Raw genomic sequence first — 16256 nt, forward strand, 5'->3', positions numbered from 1 at the left:
GAACAGAGCGAAATGGCGCCGGGCCTGTACCTTGTCGCCACACCGATCGGCAATGCGCGCGACATCACCTTGCGGGCGCTGGACATGCTCGCGTCGGCCGATGTGCTGGCGGCGGAGGACACGAGGACCTTGCGCCGCCTGATGGACCTGCATGGCGTGCCGGTCGCGGATCGCCCCTTGCTGGCCTATCATGAACATAATGGCGCAAAGATGCGCCCGCGGATTTTGGCCGAGATCGCGGCGGGCAAGTCGGTGCTCTATGCCTCCGAGGCGGGCACGCCGATGATTTCTGACCCGGGGTTCGATCTGGCCCGCGCCGTGCGCGCCGAGGGCCTTGCCGTCACCACTGCGCCTGGCGTGTCGGCGGTTGTCACGGCGCTGACGCTGGCCAGCCTGCCGACGGACCGGTTCCTGTTTGCTGGATTCCTGCCGAATGCGCAGGGCGCGCGGAAAACCGCGCTGCGCGGTCTGTCCGCGGTCGAGGCGACGTTGGCGTTCTACGAATCTCCAAGGCGGGTGGGCGCGATGCTGGCGGACGCCGAAGAGGTTCTCGGCGATCGGCCTGCGGCGGTCTGTCGGGAGTTGACCAAGAGATTCGAAGAGGTGCGGCAAGGCAGCTTGTCGGACTTGGCCGACTATTATGCGGAAAATCCGCCAAAGGGTGAAATCGTCGTCCTGATCGGCAAAGGCGATTCAGGAACCGTTAGGGAATTGGATTTAGAACAGGAGGTGAACAAGGCGCTGGAAACGATGTCGGTTCGGGATGCGGCGGATTACGTCTCGACCCGCTTCGGCGTGAAACGGCGCCCGGTCTATCAATTGGCAATGCGGCTTTCCGGAAGGGACGAATGATGGCGATCAGGCGACACAGGGGACGGATGAGCCATTATGCGGGCGAGGCGGCAGAGCAGCGCATCGCGACCGATTATGAACGTCGCGGATTTGCCGTTGCGGCGCGTCGGTGGCGCGGGCAGGGCGGGGAAATCGACCTTGTGCTGCGCGATGGCGAGGGGCTGGTTTTCGTCGAGGTCAAGCAAAGCCGCGACTTTGCTTCGGCAGCGTCCCATCTTTCGGCGCGTCAGGTCATGCGCCTTCAGCACGCCGCCGAGGAATTCCTTGGGGGTGAACCGCGCGGCGCGTTGACGGACATGCGATTCGACGTGGCCTTGGTCAATGCGCGCGGCGAGTTTCAGGTGATCGAGAACGCGATCTGCGCGTGACGCGCATTGCCCTTCCCTCGGCGTTGCGCCACATATGGGCCAAGAGAATGGGGGACGCGGATGAAGATCGCCTTTCAGATGGACCCGGTCACCGGGGTGAATATCAACGCTGACAGCAGTTTTCGCCTCGCGGAAGAGGCGCAGGCGCGCGGTCACGACCTGTTTTATTACGGGCCGGATCAACTCGCCTACGAAGAGGGGCGCATCACCGCACGCGGGCACTGGATGACCGTGCAGCGGGTCGCCGACGCGCCTGCCGTTCTGGGGGATCGCGTGCATGTGGACCTCGCGGACATGGACGTGATCTGGCTGCGTCAGGACCCGCCCTTCGACATGCATTACATCACCACCACACATCTGCTTGACCGGTTGCAGGGGCAGGCGCTGGTGGTCAATGACCCGTTCTGGGTGCGCAACTTCCCCGAAAAGCTGCTGGTTCTGAACTTTCCCGAACTGACGCCGCCCACGACGATTGCCCGTGATCTGGAGACGATCAAGGGCTTCAAGGAAAGGCACGGCGATGTCATCCTCAAGCCGCTTTACGGAAACGGTGGCGCCGGGGTGTTCCGCCTCGATGCGAATGACCGCAACCTCTCCTCGCTGCATGAACTGTTCACCGGCTTTTCGCGTGAGCCGCTGATCGTGCAGAAATATCTGCCGGATGTCAGCAAGGGCGACAAGCGCGTGATCCTGATCGATGGCGAGCCGGTTGGCGCGATCAACCGCGTCCCGGCAAAAGGCGAGGTGCGCTCCAACATGCATGTGGGCGGGCGCCCGGAAAAGGTCGGCCTGACGGAACGTGACCGCGAAATCTGCGCTGCCATCGGGCCCACCTTGCGCGAAAAGGGGCAGGTCTTCGTCGGGATCGACGTGATCGGTGACTACCTGACCGAAATCAACGTGACCTCGCCCACCGGCATTCAGGAACTGGAGCGTTTCGACGGCATCAACGTCGCCGCCCGGATCTGGGAGGCGATCGAGGCCAAGCTGGCATGAGCCGTCGCCTGCGCGCGATGAACAGGGTCTTGCGGCTTTCGGTGCCCAAGATCCTGTCTGGCGTGCAGGACGTGGCCAAGGCGCGGACCCGGTTCGAGGCCAGCGCGGCATTCTGGTTCCGGCCGGTTCCTTTCACGCGCCACATCGTCCGGCCCGGCGGCCTTCACTGGATTTCGTCCGGGCCATCCCGGCCGGGCAAGGCGATCCTGTATTTCCACGGCGGCGGTTACATCGTCGGCAGCCCATGGACCCACGCCCCGATGCTGGCGCGCCTGTCGCGTCTCGCGGGGGTCGAGATTTGCGCTCCGGTCTACCGGCTGGCCCCCGAAACACCCTTCCCCGGCGCGTTCGAGGATGCCTGCGCCGCATGGCGACGCTTGCGCGAGTTAGGTTACGCATCGCGGGACATCGTCGTCGGGGGCGATTCTGCGGGCGGCGGATTGGCGCTGGCGCTGCTTGCGCATCTTTGCCAGACGGGCGAACCGCCTGCGGCGGCCTTTGCGCTGTCGCCTTGGACCGACTTGGCCCTGACCGGCGACAGTCTTCGCCGCAATGCGGGCACGGATGCCTTGCTGCCGGTTGCGCGCATCGCCGAACTGGCGCGTCACGCCGTCTCGGTCGAGGCGGCCCACGACCCCCGCATCTCGCCGCTTTACGCCGAGTTCCCCGATTGCCCGCCGGTGATGCTGCACTATTCGATGACGGAAATCCTTGCGGATGACACGCTGCGCATGGCCGACCGGCTGCGCCTGTTCGGGGCCGATGTGCAGGTCGAGGCGCTGGAAGATGCGCCGCATGTCTGGCACCTGCTCGACGGGATCATCCCCGAGGCACGCGACAGCCTGCGTCGGCTGGCGCGGTTCGTGGCTCAGTCCCTCGACGACAGCAAGCGATAGGACAGCGCCTCGGCGACATGTGGCTTGCGCAGCGTCTCGGCGCCGTCGAGGTCGGCGATGGTGCGGGCGACGCGCAGGATGCGGTGATAGCCGCGCGCGGTCAGGCCGAACCGGTCGGCGGCGCGCGACAGCAGGTCCTTGCTTTCCGCATCGGGGCGGGCGATTTCCTCAAGCTGGGCGCCTTCGGCATCGGCATTGGTGCGCAAGTCGGGATGCGCCTCGAAGCGACGGGCCTGCACCTCGCGGGCAGCGGCGACCCGGGCGGCGACCACGGCCGAGCTATCCCCCGACGGGGGCAGGTCAAGGTCGGAGAAGGAGACCGGCGGCACCTCGATCCGCAGGTCAAAGCGGTCCATCAATGGACCCGAGATGCGCGACAGATAATCCTCGCCACAATTCGGTGCGCGCGAACAGGCCTGCGCCGGATCGGTCATGTAGCCGCATTTGCAAGGGTTTGCAGCGGCCAGCAGCAGGAAGCGACAGGGATAGGTGACATGGGCATTGGCCCGCGCGATCATGACCTCGCCGGTCTCGATCGGCTGGCGCAGGGTTTCCAGAACATCGCGCTGGAACTCGGGCAATTCGTCCATGAAGAGCACGCCGTTATGGGCGAGGCTGACCTCGCCGGGCTTGGCCCCGCGCCCGCCACCGATGATCGAGGCGCGCGAGGCGGTGTGATGCGTGTCGCGAAACGGACGGTCGCGCGAGATGCCGCCCTCTTTGAGGATGCCCGCGATGGAATGGATCATCGAGGTTTCCAGCGCCTCGATGGGCGTCAGCGGCGGCAGGATCCCCGGCAAGCGGCGGGCCAGCATGGATTTGCCAGCGCCGGGGGTGCCGATCATGATCATGTGGTGGCGTCCGGCGGCGGCGATTTCCAGCACGCGCTTGGCCCGTTCCTGACCCTTGACGTCACGCAGGTCGCGATGCGTCGTCTCGGCCTGCACGGTTCCGGCGGTGGCAGGGGCGATGACGTTCTGACCGGAAAAATGTTGCACGATTTCAATGAGGTTGCCCGCGCCCAAGACGCGGCACGCCTCGACCCAGGCGGCCTCCGGCGAGGAGGCGCGGGGGCACAGCAGGTCGCGGTCCTCGTTCGCGGCGGTCATGGCCGCAGGCAGGGCGCCGGTGACGGCGACCAAGGCGCCGTCCAGCGACAGTTCGCCCAGCGACACGGTCTGCGCGATGGCATCCTTGGGTAGGATCTCCAGCGCGGCCAGCAGGCCGAGCGCGATGGGCAAGTCGAAATGCGACCCTTCTTTCGGCAGGTCGGCCGGCGACAGATTGATGGTGATCCGCTTCGACGGAAGCGCGATCGACAGCGAGGCGAGCGCGGCGCGGACCCGGTCGCGCGCCTCGGACACGGCCTTGTCGGGCAGCCCGACGATGGAAAAGGCAGGCAGGCCCGGCGTGACGGCGCATTGCACCTCGACCGTGCGGGCCTCGACCCCTTCGAAGGCAACGGTGTAGGCAACGGCAACCATGGGAACCTCGGATGAAGTGACCGAGGCAGGATTGGCCCGCCATGGTTACCGGCAGGTTAACGCCTTCGCGGTTTCTTAACCTTTTCCGCCAGTCTGCATCAGATCGACAAAGGCGGGCCAGGCTTCGGGATCGGCGACCGTCTTGTCGCGGCAAAAAGCGTTGCAGAACCCGTAGATCGTTCCGTCCAGTTCCATAAGATGCGTCACCGGCTCGCCGGAATAGGGGCAGGTGGCGTTGACCGGTGTGCCGGTCTCGCCCGGGCGGGCGTCACGCGGGCGCGGACCGGGCCAGTCGCGGGTGGGATAGGGCTTGGCGTAGCGTTGCAGGGTTTCACCACAGGCGAACCCCATGGCGCGAAACCGCCGGAACGCGCCGTCGTCGAGATGGCGGTCGACATAGGCTTGTGCCGTGTCCCCAACCGGCAGGCCGTAACCGGCGATCCGCGCCGCCACGGGCGCGAAAAAGGCATCGGCCACGGAATACGTCCCCGCCAGCCAAGGCCCGCCAGAGCGCGACAGCGCATGGGACCAGAGCATCTCGACCCGGTCGAGATCGGCGCGCAAGGCATCGCTGACCGGCACCTCCCCATAGGCGGTGCGCGTGTTCATCGGGCAATCGCTGCGCAGGGTGGCGAAACCGGAATGCATTTCGGCGGCGAGGCTGCGAGCCATCGCGCGCAGGCCCGGATCGCTCGGCCACAGCCCGGCCTCGGGGTGGCGGTCGGCCAGTTCCTCGGCGATGGCAAGGCTGTCCCAGATCACGCCATCCTCGGTCACGAAGGTCGGCACGGTGCGCGCCGGGGCATGCGGGGCCAGCGCCGACCAAGCGGCATCGGTGCTGAAATCGATCCGGTGGATGTCGGTTTCGATCCCGAAGCGCCGAAACAAGAGCCAGCCGCGCAGGGACCAGCTGGAATAGCTGTAATCACCGATGAAAAGCTTGTAGGACATGAACCGCTCCTTATGTACCGACGGGCAGCTTAGGCGTGCATCCGCCCCGTCGGAAATGCATTTTCGTGCGCTCCGGGATCATGGCCCGTGATGGTACGACGAAAAAATCTTTAAAAATACTGAACCAATCGGCGGCTTCATGCGTAGACCCTGTAAAGCACCCCCTGACGCGGGGTGTGCCACAAAACGGGGAGCTGCCAATGGCACTTGATGCCTTTTCCGATCAGAGCCTGTCCCGCAAGGCGATGAAGGCCGAACTGCTCGATGCCGAGACCGAACTGGCCTTGGCCTATGCATGGCGCGACGAGCGCGACGTGCAGGCCCTGCACCGATTGATCACCGCCTACATGCGGTTGGCGATCTCGATGGCGTCGAAGTTCCGCCGATACGGTGCCCCGATGAACGACCTGATCCAAGAGGCGGGCTTGGGGCTGATGAAGGCCGCCGACAAATTCGACCCGGATCGCGGCGTGCGCTTTTCGACCTATGCCGTTTGGTGGATCAAGGCCAGCATCCAAGATTACGTGATGCGCAACTGGTCCATGGTTCGGACGGGCTCGACCTCTTCGCAGAAATCGCTGTTCTTCAACATGAAGCGGGTTCAGGCGCGGCTCGAGCGTGAGGCGGCAGCGGCTGGCGAGCAACTGGATGGCCATCAGTTGCGCCACATGATCGCCAGCGAAATCGGCGTGCCCCTGCGCGATGTCGAGATGATGGAGGGGCGTCTGTCCGGCTCCGACTTCTCTTTGAATGCGACGCAGTCCGTCGAGGATGAGGGGCGCGAATGGATCGACACTATCGAGGACGAGGGCGCACAGGCCTCCGAGATCGTCGAGGATACCCATGACCGGGCGCAACTGCGCAACTGGCTGGTTGAGGCGATGGGGTCGCTGAACGAGCGCGAGCGTTTCATCGTGCGCGAACGCAAGCTTCGGGACGAGGCGCGCACGCTGGAAAGCCTTGGGACCGAACTTGGCCTGTCCAAGGAACGTGTCCGCCAGCTCGAAGCCGCCGCCTTCACCAAGATGCGCAAGGCGCTTGAAGCCCAGAGCGGCGAGGTGCAACACTTTCTCGCATGAAAGCTTTTATGCTGGCAGCGATGATGATGGCCCCGATGGCGCAAGCCTCCGGGGCTTTTCCCGTGGACCTGATCTTTATCGGCGAGGTGCATGACAACCCCGCCCACCACGCGCGACAGGCCGAGATCGTCGCGGCGGTGCAGCCCGCCGCCGTCGTCTGGGAAATGCTGACGCCCGAGCAGGCGGCGCTTGTGACACCGGACCTGCGCGGCGCGGCTTTGGGCGAGGCGCTCGATTGGGCCGAAAGCGGCTGGCCGGATTTTGCGATGTATGCGCCGATTTTCGACGCGGCAGGCAACGCCCGGCATCTGGGTGCGGCGGTGCCGCGCGCCCAGGCCCGCGCGCTGATGGAGCAACCGCTGGCGGAGGTCTTTGGCACCGACACGGCGCGGTTCGGTTTGGATCAGCCATTGCCCGAAGCGGAGCAGACCGCGCGCGAAGCCTTGCAAATGGCTGCGCATTGCGACGCCTTGCCGGTCGAGATGCTGCCGATGATGGTCGATATCCAGCGGTTGCGGGACGCCGCGCTGGCGCGTGCGGCACTCGACGCCTTGGCGCGCACCGGCGGACCGGTAGCGGTGATCACCGGCAACGGCCATGCCCGCAAGGATTGGGGCGCCCCGGCGGTGCTGGCCTTGGCTGCACCGGACGTATCGGTTTACGTGATCGGACAAGCCGAGGCCGAGGTGTCGGCGATGCACGGGCTCTTTGACGCCGAATTGCTTGCCGATCCGGTCGACCGGGGCGATCCCTGCGAGGCGTTCCGCTAAGGCTCGGGCGCTGCGGGTCGGGGTTGCGGCTTGGCGGGCCTTGGGCATAGTGAAGCGGGACAGGCACTTGGAGGGCGGCACATGCTGGCGGGCAAACGGATATTGCTGATCATCGGGGGCGGCATCGCTGCCTATAAGTGCCTTGAACTGATCCGTCTTCTGCGCGGGCAGGGGGCGTCGGTGACGCCGGTGATGACGCGCGCAGCAGAGGAATTCGTCACGCCGCTGAGCGTCTCGGCGCTGGCGGGCGAGGTGGTGCATCGCGACCTGTTCGATCTGACGAAAGAGGCCGAAATGGGTCACATCCAGTTGTCCCGCGTCGCGGATCTGGTCGTGGTTGCCCCTGCGACGGCGGACCTGATGGCCAAGATGGCGCAGGGCCTCGCGAGCGATCTTGCCTCGACCCTTCTCATGGCGACGGACACGCCGGTGATGATTGCCCCCGCGATGAACGTCCGCATGTGGGAACACCCGGCAACGCAGCGCAACCTCGCGGTGTTGCAAGGCGATGGCGTGCGCGTGGTCGGTCCGGATGTGGGGGACATGGCCTGTGGCGAACACGGGCCGGGGCGGATGGCCGAACCGGCCGCCGTGCTGGCGGCCATCGATACGGCGCTGGGCGACGGCCCGCTGAAGGGGCGGCGCGTGCTGGTGACATCCGGCCCGACGCATGAACCCATCGATCCGGTACGCTACATCGCCAACCGGTCCTCGGGTGCGCAGGGCACGGCGATTGCCGAGGCGCTGCGGGATCTGGGCGCGGAGGTGGTCTTTGTCACCGGGCCGGCGGATGCGGCCCGCCCTGCGGGCGTTCAGGTGGTCGAGGTCGAGACCGCGCGCGAAATGCGCGAGGCGGTGCATGCCGCGCTGCCGGTCGCTGCCGGTGTCTTTGCCGCCGCCGTCGCGGATTGGCGGGTGGCGACTGCGTCGGGCTCCAAGATCAAGAAGGTGAACGGGGCCTTGCCGGTGCTGGAATTCGCCGAGAATCCCGACATCCTCGCCGAGGTTTCGCAGATGGGCGCAGGTCGCCCGGCCTTGGTGGTGGGCTTTGCTGCGGAAACGGATGATGTCGAGCGTCACGCCACCGCCAAGCGCCAACGCAAGGGCTGCGACTGGATCGTGGCAAATGACGTATCGCCCGAGACCGGGATCATGGGCGGGTCCGAAAATGCGGTCCTGCTGATCACGGCGGATGGCACAGAGACATGGCCGCGCGCTGCCAAGGCCGAAGTCGCACGTCGGCTGGCGGCGCGCATGGCCGAGGCGTTGCGCTGATCGGGTATTTGGAAAGAGAAGAAGCCATGATCGAAATAGTCTTTGCCTGGGACGCGGGCGCGGATCGGTCGCTTGGGCTGCCGGTCTATGCCTCTGCGGGGGCGGCGGGTGCCGACCTGCGCGCGAACCTGCCGGATCGTGGCCAGATCGTGCTGGCGCCGGGGGCGCGGGTGTTGGTGCCGACCGGGTTGCGGCTGGCCATCCCCGAGGGGTTCGAAGTGCAGATCCGGCCGCGCTCCGGTCTGGCGTTGAAACACGGCATCACGCTGCCCAACAGCCCCGGCACGATCGACAGCGACTATCGCGGACCCTTGGGGGTCATCGTGATGAATGCCGGTGAGGCGGATTTTGTCATCGCGCACGGCGACCGGATCGCGCAGATGGTCGTCGCCCCCGTGGTGCAGGCCCGGTTCGAGGTGGCGGACACCTTGCCCGAGACCGTGCGGGGCGCGGGCGGCTTTGGCTCGACGGGGCGCGGCTGATGGTTGCGGTTCTGGCCTTTTGCGCGGCGCTTTATGCCTTGGGGGCGGTCATGGGCACGCCAACGCGGATGCGTTGGACGCTCATCGCCCTCGTGATTGGCGCCGTGGTCTTGGCACAATTGGTGCTGCCGGGCGGGCATGGCCTGCGTGTGGCAACCGGGGGCACGGCCATGCCGTGGTTGATTCTTCTGGGTGTTGCGGCGCTGGTTGCACTTTACCGCGCGGGGCTTGGCGCGCTACGACAGCGGGCGCAGGACAAGGAGCCGCAGGTGACCCAAGCCCCCGGACATTTCGCAGATGGCGAACTGGATCGCTACGTGCGCCACATCGTCCTGCGCGAACTCGGTGGGCCCGGCCAGAAGAAGCTGAAGCAGGCCCGGGTGTTGGTCATCGGGGCCGGGGGGCTTGGCTCGCCCGCCCTGTTGTACCTCGCGGCGGCAGGTGTCGGCACGATTGGCGTCATTGACGATGACGAGGTCGACGCGGGCAACCTTCAGCGGCAGGTGATCCATCGCGACGCGGATATCGGGGTGGGCAAGGTGTTTTCGGCGGAACGCGCCATGAAGGCGGTGAACCCGTATCTGGAGGTCAAACCCTACAGGCGACGCCTGACCGACGATATCGCGGCCGACCTGATCGACGAGTATGACCTCGTGCTGGACGGCACCGACAATTTCGAAACCCGTTACCTTGCGAATGCCGTCTGCGTCGCGCAGGGCAAGCCGCTGGTCTCGGGCGCGTTGTCGCAATGGGAGGGGCAGGTCTCGGTGTTCCAGCCTTCGGTCGCAGGGCCGTGTTATCAGTGCATCTTTCCCGAGGCACCGGCACCCGGACTGGCCCCCAGTTGCGCCGAGGCAGGAGTTCTGGGGCCTTTGCCGGGGGTTGTCGGGTCGATGATGGCGGTCGAGGCGGTCAAACTGATCACCGGCGCGGGCGCGGTCCTGCGTGGCGAGATGCTGATCTATGACGCGCTTTGGGGCGAGACGCGGAAATTCGGGCTCAAACGCCGCGACGATTGCCCGGTCTGCGGCGGCTGAGCCATCGCCTTGGCGATCATATCCCTGTGCGGGTGTGTTCACCGGATTGAAGGTTCTGCCGTGCAGTCCTAGCTTTGGGTGACACCGTTCAGGAGACGCATCATGACCAATCCCCTGCTGTCCGACTGGGACACGCCGCACGCCCTGCCGCCGTTCGACCGGATCGAGGATGGGCAGTTCGCCGAGGCCTTCGATCGCGGCATGGCGGAAGACTTGCAGGAGGTCGCGGCGATCGCCGAGAACGCGGACGCCCCCACCTTCGAGAACACGATCGAGGCGCTGTTTCGCACCGGGACCCTGCTGGATAAGGCCGCCGGGGTCTTTTACAATGTCGCGGGCGCGGACAGCACCCCCGAGCGCGAGGCCTTGATGCGCGACTATGCGCCGAAATTCGCAGCGCACGGGTCCGAAATCTATTCCAACAAGGCGTTGTTCCAACGCATCGACACGCTGTGGCAAAGCCGTGACACGCTGAATCTGACCGACGAACAGGCGCGCGTGCTGATGCTGTTGCATCGGCGCTTTGTCAGATCGGGCGCGGCGCTGGACGGCGCCGAGGAAACGCGGCTGAAGGAGATCACCCAGCGGCTTGCGGCCTTGGGCACGCAATTCACGCAGAACCTTCTGGCGGATGAGCGCGACTGGTTCCGCGCCATGTCAGAAGACGAGATGACCGGCTTGCCCGCCTTCCTCGTCAACGCCATGCGCGCCGCCGGACAGGAGCGGGGCAAGGATGGCCCTGTCCTGACTCTGTCGCGCTCGGTGGTGGTGCCTTTCCTGCAATTCTCGCCGCGCCGGGACCTGCGCCGGATCGCGTTCGAGGCTTGGGCGGCGCGTGGCGCCAATGGCGGGGCCACCGACAACCGCGCGATCGCCGCAGAGACGCTGCGCCTGCGCGAAGAGCGGGCCAAGCTGTTGGGCTACCCCGATTTCGCCCATTTCAAGCTGGAAACCGAGATGGCCGGTGAACCGGGCGCCGTGCGGCAATTGCTCAACGATGTCTGGGCCCCCGCGCGCAAGGCCGCGGAGACGGACGGGGCGGAACTGGAAAAGATGATGCGCGCCGACGGGATCGACGGCCCGCTGGAGCCGTGGGATTGGCGGTACTATGCGGAAAAGCGGCGCAAGGCGCTGCACGATCTCGACGAGTCCGAGGTCAAGCCGTATTTCCAACTCGACCGCATGATCGAGGCCTCCTTTGCCTGTGCCGGGCGGCTGTTCGGGCTGGAGTTCGCGCCGCTCGACGTGCCGCTTTACCACCCGGATGCCCGCGCTTGGGAAGTGCGGCGCGAGGGCGAGGTGATGGCGGTCTTCATCGGTGATTACTTCGCGCGCAGTTCGAAACGGTCCGGGGCGTGGTGCTCGGCTTTCCGGTCGCAGCGCAAGTTCCCGGACACGCAAATCCCGATCGTCGTCAATGTCTGCAACTTCGCCAAGGGCGACCCGGCGCTTCTGTCCTATGACGACGCGCGCACGCTGTTCCACGAATTCGGCCACGCCTTGCACCAAATGCTGTCGGACGTGACCTATGACATGGTGTCGGGAACATCGGTGGCGCGCGACTTCGTCGAGCTGCCGTCGCAATTGTATGAACACTGGCTGGAAGTGCCGGAGGTCCTGTCGGAATTCGCCACCCATGCCGAGACGGGCGAGGCGATGCCGCAGGACCTGCTGGACAAGGTGCTGAAGGCCGCGACCTACGACATGGGGTTCCAGACCGTGGAGTATATCGCGTCGGCCATGGTCGATCTTGAATTCCACTCGGGCGCCGCGCCCGGCGACCCGATGCAGAAACAGGCCGAGGTGCTTGAGGCGATGGGCCTGCCCCGCGCCATTCCGATGCGGCACGCGACGCCACAATTCGCGCATGTGTTCTCGGGCGATGGCTATTCGTCGGGCTATTACAGCTACATGTGGTCCGAGGTCATGGATGCGGACGCCTTCGCCGCCTTCGAGGAGGCCGGGGGCGCGTTCGACCCGGACATGGCCAAAAGGCTGGAGGCGCATATCCTGTCGCGCGGCGGGTCCGAGGACGCGGCCGAACTGTACCTGAAGTTCCGTGGCCGCATGCCCGGTGTCGAGGCGCTGCTGAAGGGGCGGGGCCTCGCCGCCTGACGCGCAAGGCGCTTCGAAGCGCCTTGATCCAAGCGCCTTGCAAGGCGCTTGGTCACGCAAATTGGAATTTGCGTGTCTCAAGGCTTTTCGAAAAGCCTTCTCCCGTCCTGTCAGAAAGCGGCCCGTCTCAGGCTGAAACCTGCGGCTTGCAGCAGTTTCAAAACCCCGTCTTCGCCGCCCAGATGGGCGGCCCCGAACGCTGCGACGACCGGCCCTTCGGTCTCTGCGGCCGCCTCCAGAATGACCGGGATCCATGCCGTGTTCCGTGCTTTGACCAGCGTGTCGTCCATCATGTCGAACACCGCCTTGCTCTCGGCGTCATCCAAGGGCGTCAAGCGTGGCGAAAGCCGTTCCAGCACCATCTGGATCTCGGCATGGCTTTCGTCGAAATACCCGCTCAGCAGGGTCTCGAACAGATCGACGCTGGTTCCCGGTTCGGTCAGCGAGGCCAGCAGCATCGACATCTGCATTTCCAACGGTACAGCGGCAAAGGCCTCGAACGCGGTGTCGAACGGCTCCAGCGCGCCGGTGGGCACGCCGCTTTGCCCGGCCAAAGCCTCCAGCCGCGCATCCAGCCCGTTGCGCTCCTGCATGGCCGATTGCAGGCAGGTCGGGATCGACAGCAGCATCGAGACATACCACGGCTGCATCTTGGCCCCCATCACCGGCGGCATGCCGCGCGCGCGCATGGCGGCGGACAGCATCTGCCATTCGCCTTCGTCCAGCAACTCGGGCAGGCTGGTATCCTGCAGGATCAGCATGTCCATGCGTGACGCCAGCGCCGCCTGCATCTTTGCCTCTTCGTCCTTGGTCATCTCCAGCAGCAGTTTGCCCGCCGCCTGCACCACCGGGCGCAGCCGGGTGTACGGCGCGTCCAGCCGCGGATCGGACAGGTGCATCGTGCCAATCAGGTGGATCACCTCACCGTCCTTCTCGGCAATCCAGTGATTGCCCACGGCAAACGGGGTCTGCGCCAGTTCTGCCTCGATCGCGGCGTCCTCCTCGGCGGTCAGCGTCGGTCGCAGATCCGTGCCGCTGCATTGCGCAAAGGCGGTGGATGTCAGGCCGATCAGCAACGCGATGGCAGTCAGAAAATGGGACATGCGGGCCCTCCATGCAATGCGCGCAGTCTTTCGCAGCCGCGCGCGCTGGACAAGGGGAACCTGCCTGCCCATGGTGGCGATCATGAGGCGGGAGAGTGAACTTTACGCGCCGGTCAAGGCGCTTCTCGAAGTGCAGGGCTATACCGTCAAGGGGGAGGTCGGCGCGGTCGACATGGTCGCTGTGCGCGGCGACGAACCGCCCGTGCTGGTCGAGCTGAAACTGCGCCTGACGTTGAGCCTGTTTCATCAGGCGGTGGCGCGCCTGACGCTCAGCGATCACGTCTATATCGCCGTGCCCCGCCCGACGGGGCGCACGGCCAAACGTGCGCTCAAGGACAACCTGGCGCTGTGTCGGCGGCTGGGGCTGGGTTTCATCACGGTGCGCGAGGATGGCGTGACCGAGGTCCTGTGCGACCCGGGCCCCTACGCGCCGCGCAAGAACACGTCCAGACAGGCCAAGCTTTTGCGCGAATTCAACCGCCTGCGCGGCGACCCGAACGAGGGCGGCGCGACCCGCTATGGCATCGTCACCGGCTATCGGCAGGACAGCCTCGTCTGCGCGCGCTTTCTGGCCGGGGCAGGGGCATCGCGGGGCAAGGACGTGGCGAAGGCGACACAGGTCGCCGCAGCGACACGCATCATGCGGGACAACCACTACGGCTGGTTCCGCAAGGTCGAAACCGGCATCTACGACCTGACTCCCGAGGGACGCAAGGGGCTGAAGGACTGGGCCTATTCCTGCGACTGATCGGATGTCTTGCGCTGCATGGCAAGCCGCTCGCGGTGCAGGGTATACAGGCCCGAGGCGATGATGATCGCCGCGCCGATCAGCGTCCAGTGGTCCGGCAGGTCGCCGAACACGAGAAAGCCGTACATCGTGCTCCACAAGATCAGCGTGTAGTGCAGCGGCGCCAGAACGACCGCCTGCGCGATGTCGAGCGCGCGGATCACCAGAACCTCGCCCAGTGCCGCCGTGGTCGTCAGGCCAAGGATGATGGCCCATGTTTCCCAGCCCGTGGGCGTGGTCCAGAAGAACGGCAACAGGACCGAGGCCAACACGGTCGCCGTGATCGAGGTATAGGCCACCGTGGTGGTGATGCTGTCGGACCCGGCCAGATAGCGCGACACGATCTGTCGGCTGGCGAACAGGAAGGCCGCCAACACGACGAAGCCGATGGCCGGGTGAAAGACGCCCAGCCCCGGGCGAATGATGATGAGCATCCCGACGAAACCGATGGTGACGGCGGCCCAGCGACGCGGCCCCACCGGCTCTTTCAGGACAAGAGCCCCGGCGACGGTCACGACAAAGGGCGCGATGAACGAGACGGCGACCGCATCGGCCAGTGGCACATGCCGAACCGTGATGGTGAAGCACACCGCCGAGGCCACCGCCGCCGCCCCGCGTGCCATCTGCAAGGGGACGTTGCGGCTGCGCAGCAGGTGCCGCCCGCGCAGGGCCAGCAACACCATCACCCCAAGGAACAGCCCGATCATCCTGAACCATACGATCTGGATCGGGTGCATTTCGGCGGTCAGCACCTTGGCTTGCACGTCACAGGCCGCGAAGAAGGCAAAGCCCAGCATCATCAGGACAAGCCCGCGCAGGTTGTCAGGTTGGCGCACGGGCGGCGGGGCGCTGTGCAGCGGCGCAGCGGGAGAGACGGGCATGAGGGAGCCTTTCGGTGTGCAGCGCGAAATGGCTGCGCGCCAAAGCCTAGACCCGCCCGGCAGGAATGAAAAGCCGGGCCGCGGTTCTGGATAGCCCCTTGGGCGTCACGGACGGTCCGGACTCAGGCCGCCCTCATCTCGAGGAAGCGATCCAGAACGGCCTTGCCCCAGACATCGTTCGCATGGGTCTGATCGCCTTCGCGCTCGGTTGCCAGTTCCGGCAAGAGCCGCCCCTTGTCATCCGTCGTCTCGGCACGGACATCGACCATGGTCACCCCGATCTCCTGCAGCTTGGCCGCAAGCAGCGCCTCGATCTTGATCGCGGTTTCGAAATAGGTTTCGGGAAACCGCTGTGGCGAGTAGGTGACGAACACCTCGATCCCGCGGCGCACCGCCTCGCGGTAGAATGCCAGCGGCCCGGCCTTGTAATCCTCAAGCCCCTGATCCAGCACCGCGTCGGACAGGTTTTCGAACGCGATGCCCTGCGTGCGCAGATAGGGGTTCAGCGCCATGCCGATGCGCTGCGTGTTGAAGCCGAGGGTCGACAGCATGGGACGCGACGGGTCCAGCAGGTCTTCGCATGTAAAGCGGCCATGACCGCCGAGATCCTCGTGGAACATCGCCGTGCCCGCATCGTCGATTTCGAAAAAGCGCTCATCGGCGCGGCGCCCATTGGCCACCGGCCCGCCCTTGAACGGGATGCTTGCCGCGCGCGCCGCGCGCCCGACGGCGCCACAATTGCTGTCGCCGGTCAGGGTGAACTCAGTTGCCATTGAAGAACTCCAGCATTTCTTCCTCGCAGACGAGGTCGTCCTTGTCCTGTTCCGCCTCCGGTCGGGGCGCGGTGGTCTGTGTGGGTTGGGGCGCCGGCGCGTCGGGCAGGCCCTGCGCCTCGATTCCGGCAAAGAACTGCTTCATCACATGCGCCACGCCGTACAGCTCGACCGAGCGTTTGTTGGGCGCGTAGAACTGCCCACCATAGGGCGGCGACGAGATGATCTCGTAAGAGGGGAAGTAGTCGATGCGCGGATTGGTGGCGGCCATGTCGCCCGCGACGGCCCGCAAGGTGGATTTCGAATAGATCGTGGCCACCAGCACGTGGTTGAACCGCCCCGGGTTTACCGGAGAGTAAAACTCTCAAAGGATGAACCCTATGGACCAGAAGAAGCACACCCCGAAG

16 protein-coding genes and 1 pseudogene are annotated in these 16256 nt (G+C 65.7%); 11 read left to right on the forward strand and 6 right to left on the reverse strand.

The genetic code is table 11. The features are described 5' to 3' along the window. Nucleotides 1-12 precede the first annotated feature (12 nt). Genes rsmI through D8Z78_RS12775 form a run of 4 tightly spaced genes read left to right on the forward strand, consistent with a single transcriptional unit; the run spans nt 13 to nt 3112 of the window. Nucleotides 13-852: a 16S rRNA (cytidine(1402)-2'-O)-methyltransferase gene (gene rsmI, locus D8Z78_RS12760; RefSeq protein ID WP_121632929.1), complete on the forward strand. Its 840-nt coding sequence runs from the start codon at nt 13-15 to the stop codon at nt 850-852. A 26-nt stretch (nt 853-878) separates the two neighbouring features. Then, complete coding sequence (locus tag D8Z78_RS12765) at nt 879-1220, forward strand: YraN family protein (RefSeq protein ID WP_338064684.1); 342 nt, start codon at nt 879-881, stop codon at nt 1218-1220. Between the two features lie 60 nt (nt 1221-1280). Further along, nucleotides 1281-2216 (forward strand): glutathione synthase, encoded by a 936-nt coding sequence (gene gshB, locus D8Z78_RS12770; RefSeq protein WP_121632933.1) that lies wholly within the window; start codon nt 1281-1283, stop codon nt 2214-2216. Then, nucleotides 2213-3112, forward strand: coding sequence for an alpha/beta hydrolase fold domain-containing protein (locus D8Z78_RS12775; protein WP_121632935.1), 900 nt, complete (start codon nt 2213-2215; stop codon nt 3110-3112). Before gshB ends, D8Z78_RS12775 begins: the two co-directional genes overlap by 4 nt. On the opposite strand, the gene D8Z78_RS12780 is transcribed toward D8Z78_RS12775, so the two are convergent. Both D8Z78_RS12780 and D8Z78_RS12785 read right to left on the reverse strand, forming a co-directional pair. Beyond that, on the reverse strand, nt 3085-4596 hold the full coding sequence (locus tag D8Z78_RS12780) for a YifB family Mg chelatase-like AAA ATPase (protein ID WP_121632936.1): 1512 nt from the start codon (nt 4594-4596) through the stop codon (nt 3085-3087). The genes D8Z78_RS12775 and D8Z78_RS12780 overlap by 28 nt on opposite strands. A 75-nt stretch (nt 4597-4671) precedes the next feature. Next, the gene (locus tag D8Z78_RS12785; RefSeq protein WP_121632938.1) at nt 4672-5547 is read right to left on the reverse strand and encodes a glutathione S-transferase; all 876 of its coding nucleotides are present in this window, start codon (nt 5545-5547) and stop codon (nt 4672-4674) included. Between the two features lie 200 nt (nt 5548-5747). Here D8Z78_RS12785 and D8Z78_RS12790 point away from each other — a divergent pair, with 200 nt between their 5' ends. The 6 genes from D8Z78_RS12790 (at nt 5748) to D8Z78_RS12815 (ending at nt 12305) form a co-directional block, all read left to right on the forward strand. Next, nucleotides 5748-6626 carry an RNA polymerase factor sigma-32 gene (locus D8Z78_RS12790; RefSeq protein WP_121632940.1) on the forward strand — a complete coding sequence of 293 codons (879 nt, stop codon included), beginning with the start codon at nt 5748-5750 and terminating at the stop codon, nt 6624-6626. Then, nucleotides 6623-7396: a ChaN family lipoprotein gene (locus D8Z78_RS12795; protein WP_121632942.1), complete on the forward strand. Its 774-nt coding sequence runs from the start codon at nt 6623-6625 to the stop codon at nt 7394-7396. The genes D8Z78_RS12790 and D8Z78_RS12795 overlap by 4 nt, the downstream gene beginning before the upstream one ends. A gap of 81 nt (nt 7397-7477) precedes the next feature. Next, on the forward strand, nt 7478-8671 hold the full coding sequence (gene coaBC, locus D8Z78_RS12800; RefSeq protein WP_121632944.1) for a bifunctional phosphopantothenoylcysteine decarboxylase/phosphopantothenate--cysteine ligase CoaBC: 1194 nt from the start codon (nt 7478-7480) through the stop codon (nt 8669-8671). 26 nt (nt 8672-8697) lie between these two features. Continuing rightward, entirely contained in the window at nt 8698-9153 is a 456-nt protein-coding gene (gene dut / locus D8Z78_RS12805; RefSeq protein WP_121632946.1) for a dUTP diphosphatase, read from the forward strand. Next, the gene (locus D8Z78_RS12810; protein WP_121632948.1) at nt 9153-10190 is read left to right on the forward strand and encodes a HesA/MoeB/ThiF family protein; all 1038 of its coding nucleotides are present in this window, start codon (nt 9153-9155) and stop codon (nt 10188-10190) included. Before dut ends, D8Z78_RS12810 begins: the two co-directional genes overlap by 1 nt. 102 nt (nt 10191-10292) lie before the next feature. Continuing rightward, nucleotides 10293-12305: a M3 family metallopeptidase gene (locus tag D8Z78_RS12815; protein ID WP_121632949.1), complete on the forward strand. Its 2013-nt coding sequence runs from the start codon at nt 10293-10295 to the stop codon at nt 12303-12305. A gap of 110 nt (nt 12306-12415) precedes the next feature. Here the strand turns inward: D8Z78_RS12815 and D8Z78_RS12820 are convergent, their stop codons facing one another. Continuing rightward, nucleotides 12416-13408, reverse strand: coding sequence for a TraB/GumN family protein (locus D8Z78_RS12820; RefSeq protein WP_121632951.1), 993 nt, complete (start codon nt 13406-13408; stop codon nt 12416-12418). An 82-nt stretch (nt 13409-13490) separates the two neighbouring features. Between D8Z78_RS12820 and D8Z78_RS12825 the strand changes: the two genes are divergently transcribed. Then, complete coding sequence (locus D8Z78_RS12825; protein ID WP_121632964.1) at nt 13491-14156, forward strand: DUF2161 domain-containing phosphodiesterase; 666 nt, start codon at nt 13491-13493, stop codon at nt 14154-14156. Here D8Z78_RS12825 and D8Z78_RS12830 read toward each other — a convergent pair. From D8Z78_RS12830 to D8Z78_RS12840, 3 genes and pseudogenes are all read right to left on the reverse strand, one after another. Next, complete coding sequence (locus tag D8Z78_RS12830) at nt 14141-15076, reverse strand: DMT family transporter (RefSeq protein WP_164932957.1); 936 nt, start codon at nt 15074-15076, stop codon at nt 14141-14143. The two genes, D8Z78_RS12825 and D8Z78_RS12830, sit on opposite strands and share 16 nt — an antisense overlap. Before the next feature lie 122 nt (nt 15077-15198). Next, nucleotides 15199-15849, reverse strand: a complete 651-nt coding sequence (locus D8Z78_RS12835; RefSeq protein ID WP_121632953.1) for a hypothetical protein — start codon at nt 15847-15849, stop codon at nt 15199-15201. Further along, a pseudogene (locus tag D8Z78_RS12840) lies at nt 15839-16192 on the reverse strand (GSCFA domain-containing protein); the annotation flags it as partial. The gene D8Z78_RS12835 and the pseudogene D8Z78_RS12840, both read right to left, overlap by 11 nt. Nucleotides 16193-16256 lie beyond the last annotated feature (64 nt).

This window comes from Tropicibacter alexandrii (assembly GCF_003667315.2).
GTDB classification, from domain to species: domain Bacteria; phylum Pseudomonadota; class Alphaproteobacteria; order Rhodobacterales; family Rhodobacteraceae; genus Tropicibacter; species Tropicibacter alexandrii.

Excerpts from the sequence above, each read along its gene's own strand:
- D8Z78_RS12820 (WP_121632951.1), bottom strand. The coding sequence starts at position 13,408 with ATGTCCCATTTTCTGACTGCCATCGCGTTGCTGATCGGCCTGACATCC.
- gshB (WP_121632933.1), top strand. The coding sequence starts at position 1,281 with ATGAAGATCGCCTTTCAGATGGACCCGGTCACCGGGGTGAATATCAAC.
- D8Z78_RS12765 (WP_338064684.1), top strand. The coding sequence starts at position 879 with ATGAGCCATTATGCGGGCGAGGCGGCAGAGCAGCGCATCGCGACCGAT.
- D8Z78_RS12815 (WP_121632949.1), top strand. The coding sequence starts at position 10,293 with ATGACCAATCCCCTGCTGTCCGACTGGGACACGCCGCACGCCCTGCCG.
- D8Z78_RS12785 (WP_121632938.1), bottom strand. The coding sequence starts at position 5,547 with ATGTCCTACAAGCTTTTCATCGGTGATTACAGCTATTCCAGCTGGTCC.
- D8Z78_RS12825 (WP_121632964.1), top strand. The coding sequence starts at position 13,491 with ATGAGGCGGGAGAGTGAACTTTACGCGCCGGTCAAGGCGCTTCTCGAA.
- D8Z78_RS12790 (WP_121632940.1), top strand. The coding sequence starts at position 5,748 with ATGGCACTTGATGCCTTTTCCGATCAGAGCCTGTCCCGCAAGGCGATG.
- dut (WP_121632946.1), top strand. The coding sequence starts at position 8,698 with ATGATCGAAATAGTCTTTGCCTGGGACGCGGGCGCGGATCGGTCGCTT.
- D8Z78_RS12810 (WP_121632948.1), top strand. The coding sequence starts at position 9,153 with ATGGTTGCGGTTCTGGCCTTTTGCGCGGCGCTTTATGCCTTGGGGGCG.
- D8Z78_RS12830 (WP_164932957.1), bottom strand. The coding sequence starts at position 15,076 with ATGCCCGTCTCTCCCGCTGCGCCGCTGCACAGCGCCCCGCCGCCCGTG.
- D8Z78_RS12775 (WP_121632935.1), top strand. The coding sequence starts at position 2,213 with ATGAGCCGTCGCCTGCGCGCGATGAACAGGGTCTTGCGGCTTTCGGTG.
- D8Z78_RS12835 (WP_121632953.1), bottom strand. The coding sequence starts at position 15,849 with ATGGCAACTGAGTTCACCCTGACCGGCGACAGCAATTGTGGCGCCGTC.
- D8Z78_RS12780 (WP_121632936.1), bottom strand. The coding sequence starts at position 4,596 with ATGGTTGCCGTTGCCTACACCGTTGCCTTCGAAGGGGTCGAGGCCCGC.
- coaBC (WP_121632944.1), top strand. The coding sequence starts at position 7,478 with ATGCTGGCGGGCAAACGGATATTGCTGATCATCGGGGGCGGCATCGCT.
- rsmI (WP_121632929.1), top strand. The coding sequence starts at position 13 with ATGGCGCCGGGCCTGTACCTTGTCGCCACACCGATCGGCAATGCGCGC.
- D8Z78_RS12795 (WP_121632942.1), top strand. The coding sequence starts at position 6,623 with ATGAAAGCTTTTATGCTGGCAGCGATGATGATGGCCCCGATGGCGCAA.